This window comes from Pseudomonas sp. TWI929, assembly GCF_039673335.1.
Lineage (GTDB): Bacteria > Pseudomonadota > Gammaproteobacteria > Pseudomonadales > Pseudomonadaceae > Aquipseudomonas.
In genome coordinates, this window is the sequence record NZ_JBDJLK010000070.1 from 20146 (window position 1) to 29353 (window position 9208).

Genomic DNA, 9208 nt, shown 5'->3' on the forward strand with positions numbered 1-9208 from the left:
CAGGTTTTCAATTCTCATTCGTCCTTATCAGTACAGCCCTGTTTGGCTGGGCACACGCTCGACCACCCATTGCAGAAGACCGTCTGATGGCCAAAACACCGAAAAAATCCAAATCCAGGCTGTGGTTCCTGGTGCACAGCTGGCTCGCCTTGCCGATCTGGTTCTTTGTGTTGATTGTCTGCTTCACCGGCATGCTCGCCGTGGTCAGCCAGGAGATCGTCTGGCTGGCCGACCCGGCCGTGCGCGCCAACAAGCCGGATGCCGATGTCGAGCGCCTGAGCTTTCAGAAGGTACTGGAAGCCTTGAACAAGGCCGAGCCGGACATGGTGGTGGAGCGCCTGAGCCAGCCTGATGGTTCGCACTTCGCGGTAAAAGCCGATGTCACCCTGCCTGACGGCACCAGCCCGACGCTGTACGTAAACCCCTACACCGGTGCCATCCAGGGCAAGACCCCGGACTTCAACTTCGAAGCCTTCACCCGCGCCCTGCACGGCTGGTGGCTGGTGCCGTTCACCAATGGCTTCAGCTGGGGCTGGTACCTGGTGTCGCTGCTTGGCCTGCCGATGCTGGCTTCGCTGGTCACCGGCCTGGTGGTGTACAAGAAGTTCTGGAAGGGTTTCTTCAAACCCGTGCGCACAGGCCACGGTTCGCGGATTTTCTGGGGCGACCTGCACCGCCTGGCCGGGGTCTGGTCGATCTGGTTCATTGCGGTCATTTCCATCACCGGTACCTGGTTCCTGATCCAGGCGATCCTGTCCGACAACCACATCACCATTTCCAGCCGGCCCATCGTGCCGGTGATCGCCCGCGAGGAAGTACCGCAAACGCCAGACGGCAGCCCGGCCCCGCGCATCGACCTGGATGAAGCGGCGCGCCTTGCCGGCCTGGCGATCCCGGGGCTGGAGGTCAGTTTCATCTCGTTGCCCGCCACCGCCTACAGCCACGTCACCATGTCCGGCCCGGGCTGGTACCCGCTGATGTTCCAGAGCGCGTCGGTAAACCCGTACACCAGCCATGTCGACAGCCAGTTCCTGATCAGCGACCGCTCGGCGCTGGAGTTCGTCACCGAGTCCATGCGCCCGCTGCACACCGGCGACTTTGGCGGCTTGCCGATCAAGCTGGTGTGGTTCTTCTTCGGCCTTGTCCTCACCCTGATGGTGTTCAGCGGCCTGCTGATCTGGACCAAACGCACCGCCCAGGCCACCGCTGCCGCGCTCAAGCGCAGTGAGCGGGCACCGCGCGCGGCACGCAGTGAAACCACCGTGGAGATCCACCCATGAGCCAGGCCCAAGCCCTGCCCGCCAGCCCGCTGAAGCAGCTGTGGCTGAAGTGGCGCTTTCACCTGAACATCCTGCTGATTCTCATCCCGCTGGGCTTCATGCCCAAGTACTTCGCCGACGCCAAACTGTTCCGTGGCGACGCTGGCCTCGGCGCCAATGTGATCAACGATATCCAGGTCGGCCCCTACCGCATAAACCTGGCCGAACTGCGCAACGAGGCACCACGCGCCGACGGCCCGGCCGGCTACTTCAAGTCGTTCAACGCAGCGCTGTGCAAGGCCTGCATCAAGGACGTCAAGGCCGCCTACCTGCGTATCGGCAAGCCGCGCAGCCTGCGCGCTGCCGGCACCATCTTCTTCGGCGCGCCGTACAACATGGGCACTTCGTTGCCGATCCCGCCGCGGACCAAACCCGACGCCCAGATCTGGATCACCCTGGAAGGCTGGGACGGCAGCATGCACCAGGCATCCGTCCCCCTGGCCAAGGCATCGCCAGCCACCGTGGCCTGGCTAGAGAAACAAGGAGGCAAGAAATGAAACACCTGCTGCGTACCCTCACCCTGCCCTTGCTGGTGCTGGCCGCCGGCCCCGCCCTGGCACACAACCCGATGTGCGAATGCGAGCAGCTGGCCAGCGGCCAGGTCAAGTGTACCGGCGGGTTCTCGGACGGCAGCGGCGCCCCCGGGGTAACCCTGGATGTGATCGGCTATGACGAGCAGGTACTGGTCGGCGGCAAGCTTGGCGACGACTCGACCCTGACCTTCAAGCGCCCTGACGGTGAATTCTACGTGCTGTTCGATGCCGGCCCCGGGCACGTGGTGGAAGTCGACTACGCCGATATCGCCCAGCCATGAGCCGCGCCCAAGTGATTCGCCCAGCCGGTGCCGGGCACGAAACCCTGTATGTGCTGCTGGCCAGCCTGCTGATCGTGGTACTCGCCGCCAGCGTGGTGCTGTTGCGCGGTGAGCGCGAGGACCAACAGACCATCGCCAGCCACCAGATCGACGCCCGCCGCGACCTTACCGCCGCCGAGCAAGGCCTGTACACCGACCTGCGGGTGGCCTTCGACGAGATCCTGTTGCTGCGCGAGGAAAACGCCGCCGTGCCCAGCGTACAGGCCCTGGCCGAAGAAGGCCTGCCGCCATTCGTGGTCGATGCCGGCAGCCAGAGCCGTGGCGGCCACCAATGGTCATGGCTGGAGCCCGGCGCCTATTTGGGCCGCAGCCAGGCACCGGAAGTTGCCGGCAGCCTGCTATTGATCCTGCCAGCTGACAGCAGCGGCCAGGCCGATGTCTGGCTGCGCCGCGACAGCGCTGCCGTGATCCCGGACGACCTCGCCCAGGCGGCCCTGATCGCCGCCGGCTGGCAGCAGGTGGTCAGCCACTACGACGCCGGGGTTACCCGTGAACACCGCCACTGAACCCAAGGACTTTCCCATGTTCCGCTCCGCCCTCGCCCTGCTCCTGGTCCTTGCCCTGCCGGCACTGGCCCTGGCCGATAACGGCAAGCCGCTGCGTATCGGCATCACCCTGCACCCCTACTACAGCTACGTGAGCAACATCGTCGGCGACAAGGCCGAAGTGGTGCCGCTGATTCCGGCCGGCTTCAACCCGCACGCCTACGAGCCACGGGCCGAGGACATCAAGCGCATCGGCACGCTGGACGTGGTGGTGCTCAACGGTATCGGCCATGACGACTTCGCCGACCGCATGATCGCCGCCAGCGGAAAACCCGACATTGCCACCATCGAGGCCAACCAGAACGTGCCGTTGCTGGCGGCAACCGGCATTGCCGCGCGCGGTGCCGGCAAGGTGGTCAATCCGCACACCTTCCTGTCGATCAGCACCACCATTGCCCAGGTCAACAACATTGCCCGTGAACTGGGCAAGCTCGACCCGGACAACGCCAAGCTGTACACGCAAAACGCCCGCGCCTACGCCAAACGCCTGCGCGCCTTGCGTGCCGAGGCACTGGCCAAGGTCACCGAAGCGCCCAGCGCCACCTTTCGGGTCGCCACCATCCATGCCGCCTACGACTACCTGGTACGCGACTTCGGCCTGGAAGTGACCGCCGTGGTCGAACCGGCCCATGGCATCGAACCGAGCCCAGCGCAGCTGAAAAAGACCATCGACCAGCTCAAGGCCCTGGATGTGCGGGTGATCTTCTCGGAAATGGACTTCCCGTCAGCCTATGTCGAAACCATCCAGCGTGAATCCGGCGTGCGCCTGTACCCGCTGACTCACATTTCCTACGGCGAGTACACCAAGGACAAGTACGAAGTGGAAATGAAGCGCAACCTCGACACCGTGGTGCGCGCCATTCAGGAGAACCGCGCATGACCGCCGCCGCCAACCTGGTGACGGCCTGCGGGCCGCGCATCAAGTTCGCCGGCATCGACCTGACCCTGGGCCGCACACGCATCCTCGAACAGGTCAGCTTCAACGTCGCAGCCGCCAGCGTACATGCCATTGTCGGCCCCAATGGCGGCGGCAAAAGCTCGCTGATCAAGACCCTGCTCGGGCAGATGCCGCACCAGGGCCAGTTGACCCTGCACTGGCCAAGTGAACGGGAAGTGATCGGCTACGTGCCGCAGGCACTGGAGTTCGACCGTGGCCTGCCGATGACCGTGGACGACTTCATGGCCGCCATGTGCCAGCGCCGCCCGGCATTTCTCGGTTTGTCGCGGCGCGTTAAGCCAGCCATCGATGCCGCATTGGCGCAGGTCGGCATGCTCGACAAGCGCAAGCGGCGCATGGGCGCGTTGTCTGGCGGTGAGCGCCAGCGCGTGCTGCTGGCCCAGGGCCTGATCCCCGAACCGCAGCTGCTGGTGCTGGACGAGCCGATGTCGGCGCTCGATGAAGCCGGTATCCAGGTGTTCGAACAACTGCTACTGGGCTGGCGCCAGGCCGGCACCACCGTGCTGTGGATCGAACACGACCTGGAAGCGGTGCTGCGCCTGGCCGACCGGGTCACCGGCCTGAGCCGCCAGGTACTGTTCGACGCCCCTCCTGCCCAGGCCCTCACCCCAGAGCGCCTGCTCGGCCTGTTCTCCGTTCACCCGCGTAGCGAGAGCCTTGCCTGATGAGTTTTGAAACCTTTCGCCAAACGGTCCAGGACTGGGCCACTGCCGGCTACCTGCCTGAGGCGCTGGCCTACGGCTTCGTGGTCAATGCCCTGCTGGCCGGCCTGATGATCGGCCCGGTGCTGGGCGGCCTGGGCACCCTGGTGGTGGTCAAGCGCTTTGCCTTCTTTTCCGAAGCTGTCGGCCATGCCGCGCTGACTGGCGTGGCCATCGGCATCCTGCTCGGCGAGCCCTACACCGGCCCCTACGGCAGCCTGTTCGGCTACTGCCTGCTGTTCGGCATCCTGCTCAACTTCCTGCGCAACCGTACCGGGCTGTCGCCGGACACGCTGATCGGCGTGTTCCTCTCGGTGTCACTGGCGCTGGGCGCCAGCCTGCTGCTGATGCTGGCGGGCAAGATCAACGTGCACATCCTCGAGAACGTGCTGTTTGGCTCGGTGCTGACCGTCAGCGGCCAGGACCTGGTGGTGCTGGGCATCGTCGCGCTGTTGGTACTGGCCCTGGCCATACCACTGTACAACCGCATCATGCTGGCCAGCTTCAACCCGCAACTGGCGGCCGTACGTGGGGTGGCGGTAAAAACCCTGGACTACCTGTTCGTGGTGCTGGTAACGCTGGTGACCGTAGCTGCGGTAAAGGTGATCGGCGCGATCCTGGTTGGTGCGCTGCTGGTGATCCCGGCGGCTGCCGCTCGCCTGGTCAGCCAGTCGCTCAAGGGCTTTTTCTTCCTCGCGGTGCTGATCGCCACCATCAGCACCCTGTTCGGCATCCTGCTGCCGATCGTGTTCGACCTGCCGGTGCCGTCGGGGGCCGCGATCATCCTGGTCGCCGGCATATGCTTTGCCCTGGCCGCGCTCGCCCGCGCCCTCGTTCCCCGCCTGCAAGGAAACCCGGCATGAACCTGAAACACCTGACCCTGGCACTGGCCCTGGCCGGCCTGCCGTCGCTGTCTTTCGCCACGCAAGTGCTGACTGCCCTGCCCGTCACCCACAGCCTGGCCAGCGCCCTGCTCGACGGCACTGCGGTGCAGCTAAAACGCGCGGCCCCGGCCAACCTGCCGGCCAGCCGCCAGCCGTCGTATTTCAGCGGGCGCGGTGGGGCCAGCCTGGACAAGGCCGCGCAGCAGGCCGATGCGGTGATCGGCGTGCGCTCGATCTGGCGTGACGACCCGCTGTACCCGATGGCCCGGCGCAGCAATATCCGTATTGTCGAGATCGATGCCGCACGGCCGGTGGATGGCGCGCTGCCAGGCATAGCGGTGAACGGTGACGATGCCTATGGCGCCTACCCCTGGCTCAACCCGACCAACCTCGGGCGCATGGCTGATGTGGTGGCCAATGACCTGGAGCGTTTGGCGCCGGCCGACAAGGTGAAGATCCAGGGCAACCTGGCGGGGCTCAAGCACCAGCTGCTGGAGCTTTCAGCCAATAGCCAGACGCGCCTGGCCAAGGTCGACAACCTGACGGTGGTGAGCCTGTCGGAGCGCTTGGGTTATCTGGCCAGCGGCTTGAACCTAGACGTGGTCGAGCAGCCGTTGCCGGCCGAGTGGGATGCGGCTGCGCTCAAGGCCTTGGGGGAGAACCTGAAGGCACAGGATGTAGCGCTGGTGCTGGACCACCGGCAGCCTGAGGCGGCGGTGGCCGAGGTGATCAAGGCCGCCGGGGCGAAGCTGGTGGTGGTGGAGAGTGACCCTGAGGATGCGTTTGCCGGGTTGAAGGCCAGTGTCGATCAGGTGGTTGGGGCATTGGGCGAGAGCTGATGGTGCCTGTGCCGGCCTCTTCGCGGGTGAACCCGCTCCTACAGGGCCTGCACAGCATTCATGGCCTGTGTTGTCCTTTGGGAGCGGGTATACCCGCGAAGAGGCCGGCAAAGACAGCACACGGCTAACGCTTCAGGCACCGCTGGTAACGCTCATCCACCCGCCCGGCAAACCACGCCGTGGTCAGCTTGCGGGTGATCTTCGGGCTCTTCAGCTCGATCCCTGGCAGCACCGCCCGTGGCACTGGTTTGCCGGCTGCGGCATCGGCCAGGGCGAACACCCCGCTGTACAGTTTGCTGTCTTCGAACGCCAGGCTGTCACCCTCCTCCAGCTGGCTGCGTATCTGCGGGTTACGCAGCCCCAGCTTCACCCCCAGCTTGCGCGCCGCCAGTTCGGTAGTGCCCGGCATGATCGCACCCGGCGCCACCAGGTCGCCATCCAGCGCCAACTTCACCCCAGCCGCTTTGCTCAACGCGGCCTGGAATGCTGCGTTGCGGCTGGCGTACCAACCGGCGTTGAAATCGGCAAAACGGTACAACTTGCGGTCGTAGCTGACCGGGTAGCCCAACAGGTGGGCAATACCGAAGTACATGCCGCCGCGCCGGGTGAACACTTCCTGGCGAATGCTGCCGTTGCGGCTGTAGGGGTAATCCTGCGCATGCTTTTCGGCAAAGTCGATGCTGACCTGCATCGGCCCGCCGGTGTGCACCGGGTTGAGCCCGCCGAGCAATGTTTTGCCCAACGGCACTCGGGCGATCACCTCGTCATAAAGTTCGCTCAACTGCTTCTCGCTGCGCACTGCCTGCAAGCGCTGCTGGTAGCTCTGGCCATTACCCGAAGGAGCCTTCAGCGCACCGTCGACCAGCAGCTTGGGGATATGCAGGCGCGCAGCGCGGCGGTCGATTTCCTCGCGGGCAATACGCCCCAGGTTGGGCACCTGCGGGTCGGCGTTGAAGGTGGACTCCTGCTCGGTCACCGCCAGCACTGCGCACAGGTTACTTTTGCTGGCGGCAATACGCTGGGCCGCGAAGGCCGCCTGGATATCCCGGGCCCAGCCCTCGCGGTCCTTGGACTGGACGGGCAATAGCCGCAGCAGTTGTGCGCGGACCTTGGCCGGGTCCGCTTCGGGGGCTTCTTCACGCCGCCCGGCGCAGCCTTGCAGCAACGCCAGGGCAATCAACCCGACAGCCAGTAACCGGCCGTTCAGGGCTGTTCACCGACCAGGTAGGTTTTGCTGATGTGGCGGAACAGCGGGTGGCCGGCACTGCCCATCAGTTCGAACAGCACCATCTCGCGGGTAACCACCTGCGCCCCGGCGGCACGCATGCGCGCCAGGCCCGCCGCCTTGCTCGCCGGGGTGCGGCTGTCGCAGGCATCCTCGACCACGAACACCTGCTTGCCCAACGCCAGCAAGCCAAGCACGGTTTGCAGCACGCAAACGTGGGTTTCCATGCCGCAGACAATCACCTGCTCACGCGCCATCAGGCTGGTCGGCAGGCACTCTGCGGCCACGCAGGAAAAATGGCTTTTCTCCACCACTTCGGCGCCCGGTGCGGCGGCCAGCAGTTCTGCCAGGGTATGGCCCAGGCCCTTGGGGTACTGCTCGGAAATCACCGTCGGCAGCTCCAGCTCGGCGGTTGCTGCCAGCAACCAGCGGGCCCGCGCCCGAGTGCCTTCGGGGTCGCTCATGGCGCCGATGAGTTTTTCCTGGATGTCGACGACCAGCAACGTGGCCTTGTGTGGATCGATCAGCATTGTCTGCCCCTTGCCTGGGAAAACGCCTAGCCTCCCCCAGGCAAGCGGTGACGTCAATCAGGCTGTCAGCCGCAGCGGTTGCAACGAAGCAGTCAGGGTGTCGAGCACACGATCTTCATGTTCATGGATGAAGAAGTGGCCACCGGGGAACATCTGCAGCGAGAACTCGCCGTGGGTTTCTTTGCGCCAGGCCTGCAGTTGCTCATCATCGGCCCGGTCATCGGTGCCGCCCAGCACATGCAGCGGGCAGTTCAGGGCCGGCCGCTGACGGTAGGCGTAGGTACCGCACAGCAGGAAATCGGCGCGCAGGGTCGGCAAGGTCAGGCTCATCAACTCGGCGTTGGCCAGCACTTCCTCGGGCGTGCCCTGCAGTTCGCGCAACTCGCTGATCAGCTCATCGTCGCTCTTGGGTTCGCGCCAGTTCTTGCCGTCATAGTCTTCACGCCGGGTTGGCGCCGCCGTACCGCAGGCAAACAACGCCAATGGCGCCGGGCAGCCCAGCGCTTGCAGCTCGTGGGCCAGCTCGAAGGCCAGCAACGCACCCAGGCTGTGGCCAAGCAATGCGTAGGGCGCACTGGCTACCAGGCGCTGCTCGCTGGCCAGTTGCCGGGCCAACGCCTGCATGTCGGTGTGCAGTGGCTCGGCCATGCGCGCACCGCGCCCGGGCAGCTCTACCGGGCGTACCTGCAACCACGCCGGCAGCTTGCGCCGCCAGCGGCTGTAGACCATGGCGCTGGCGCCGGAGTACGGCAGGCAGAGCAAGTTCAATGCGGTCACTGAGCGGCGGCTTCGGCCATTTTCTGGCGCAGGCTCAGCGGGCGCATGTCGGTCCACACTTCATCGATGTAGGCCAGGCAGTCCTTCTTCAGGCCACTTTTGCCTACCGCACGCCAGCCGTTGGGGATGGCTTTGTAGTCGGGCCAGATCGAGTACTGCTCTTCGTGGTTGACCACTACCTGGAACTGGATATCGTCGCGGTCGAAAACGGAAGTCATTGCCTGTCTCCTTGAATGATGGGTGCCGCTGCGGGCTTGGCGCAGGGGGGCTTTCAAGTAGACGTAGGGTGTGGCGAAAAAATTAGTGGGGCTGACGCGATCCCCTGTAGGAGCGGCCTTGTGTCGCGATCGGGCGCGCAGCGGCCGCAAAACCTGCAACCCCGGTACTCCTGGCAGATCACGGTCGCCTGGATTGCGGCCGCTGCGCGCCCGATCGCGACGCAAGGTGAACTGGTCAAGTAATTTTGGACACCGGTTAAGGTTCATGCCGCTATCTTGAGCTTTTCCTCCATGGCTACCGGTGTTTCATAGCCGTTGTAGCTGTGGAGGCGCTTGAG

The 9208-nt window shown here is 64.9% G+C and carries 12 protein-coding genes; 8 read left to right on the top strand and 4 right to left on the bottom strand.

Annotated features, from left to right (window positions below):
- The first annotated feature begins 86 nt into the window (after window positions 1–86).
- The 8 genes from ABE456_RS22160 to ABE456_RS22195 are packed head-to-tail and all read left to right on the top strand — an operon-like array spanning window position 87 to window position 6120.
- Window positions 87–1280 carry a PepSY domain-containing protein gene (locus tag ABE456_RS22160; protein WP_346645837.1) on the top strand — a complete coding sequence of 398 codons (1194 nt, stop codon included), beginning with the start codon at window positions 87–89 and terminating at the stop codon, window positions 1278–1280.
- Complete coding sequence (locus tag ABE456_RS22165; RefSeq protein ID WP_346645838.1) at window positions 1277–1816, top strand: thiamine pyrophosphate-binding protein; 540 nt, start codon at window positions 1277–1279, stop codon at window positions 1814–1816. Before ABE456_RS22160 ends, ABE456_RS22165 begins: the two co-directional genes overlap by 4 nt.
- Window positions 1813–2133, top strand: a complete 321-nt coding sequence (locus tag ABE456_RS22170) for a hypothetical protein (protein WP_346645839.1) — start codon at window positions 1813–1815, stop codon at window positions 2131–2133. The genes ABE456_RS22165 and ABE456_RS22170 overlap by 4 nt, the downstream gene beginning before the upstream one ends.
- On the top strand, window positions 2130–2699 hold the full coding sequence (locus ABE456_RS22175) for a DUF6162 family protein (RefSeq protein ID WP_346645840.1): 570 nt from the start codon (window positions 2130–2132) through the stop codon (window positions 2697–2699). Before ABE456_RS22170 ends, ABE456_RS22175 begins: the two co-directional genes overlap by 4 nt.
- Before the next feature lie 16 nt (window positions 2700–2715).
- Entirely contained in the window at window positions 2716–3618 is a 903-nt protein-coding gene (locus ABE456_RS22180) for a metal ABC transporter substrate-binding protein (RefSeq protein ID WP_346645841.1), read from the top strand.
- Complete coding sequence (locus tag ABE456_RS22185; RefSeq protein ID WP_346645842.1) at window positions 3615–4361, top strand: metal ABC transporter ATP-binding protein; 747 nt, start codon at window positions 3615–3617, stop codon at window positions 4359–4361. Before ABE456_RS22180 ends, ABE456_RS22185 begins: the two co-directional genes overlap by 4 nt.
- Entirely contained in the window at window positions 4361–5260 is a 900-nt protein-coding gene (locus ABE456_RS22190) for a metal ABC transporter permease (RefSeq protein ID WP_346645843.1), read from the top strand. Before ABE456_RS22185 ends, ABE456_RS22190 begins: the two co-directional genes overlap by 1 nt.
- On the top strand, window positions 5257–6120 hold the full coding sequence (locus ABE456_RS22195; RefSeq protein ID WP_346645844.1) for a zinc ABC transporter substrate-binding protein: 864 nt from the start codon (window positions 5257–5259) through the stop codon (window positions 6118–6120). Before ABE456_RS22190 ends, ABE456_RS22195 begins: the two co-directional genes overlap by 4 nt.
- 124 nt (window positions 6121–6244) lie before the next feature.
- Here the strand turns inward: ABE456_RS22195 and ABE456_RS22200 are convergent, their stop codons facing one another.
- Genes ABE456_RS22200 through ABE456_RS22215 form a run of 4 tightly spaced genes read right to left on the bottom strand, consistent with a single transcriptional unit; the run spans window position 6245 to window position 8870 of the window.
- Complete coding sequence (locus ABE456_RS22200; protein WP_346645847.1) at window positions 6245–7327, bottom strand: DUF1615 domain-containing protein; 1083 nt, start codon at window positions 7325–7327, stop codon at window positions 6245–6247.
- Entirely contained in the window at window positions 7324–7875 is a 552-nt protein-coding gene (locus tag ABE456_RS22205) for a hydrolase (RefSeq protein ID WP_346645845.1), read from the bottom strand. The genes ABE456_RS22200 and ABE456_RS22205 overlap by 4 nt, the downstream gene beginning before the upstream one ends.
- Window positions 7876–7932: 57 nt before the next feature.
- Window positions 7933–8652 (bottom strand): alpha/beta fold hydrolase, encoded by a 720-nt coding sequence (locus ABE456_RS22210; RefSeq protein ID WP_346645846.1) that lies wholly within the window; start codon window positions 8650–8652, stop codon window positions 7933–7935.
- The gene (locus ABE456_RS22215; protein ID WP_003256222.1) at window positions 8649–8870 is read right to left on the bottom strand and encodes an MbtH family protein; all 222 of its coding nucleotides are present in this window, start codon (window positions 8868–8870) and stop codon (window positions 8649–8651) included. The genes ABE456_RS22210 and ABE456_RS22215 overlap by 4 nt, the downstream gene beginning before the upstream one ends.
- Window positions 8871–9208 lie beyond the last annotated feature (338 nt).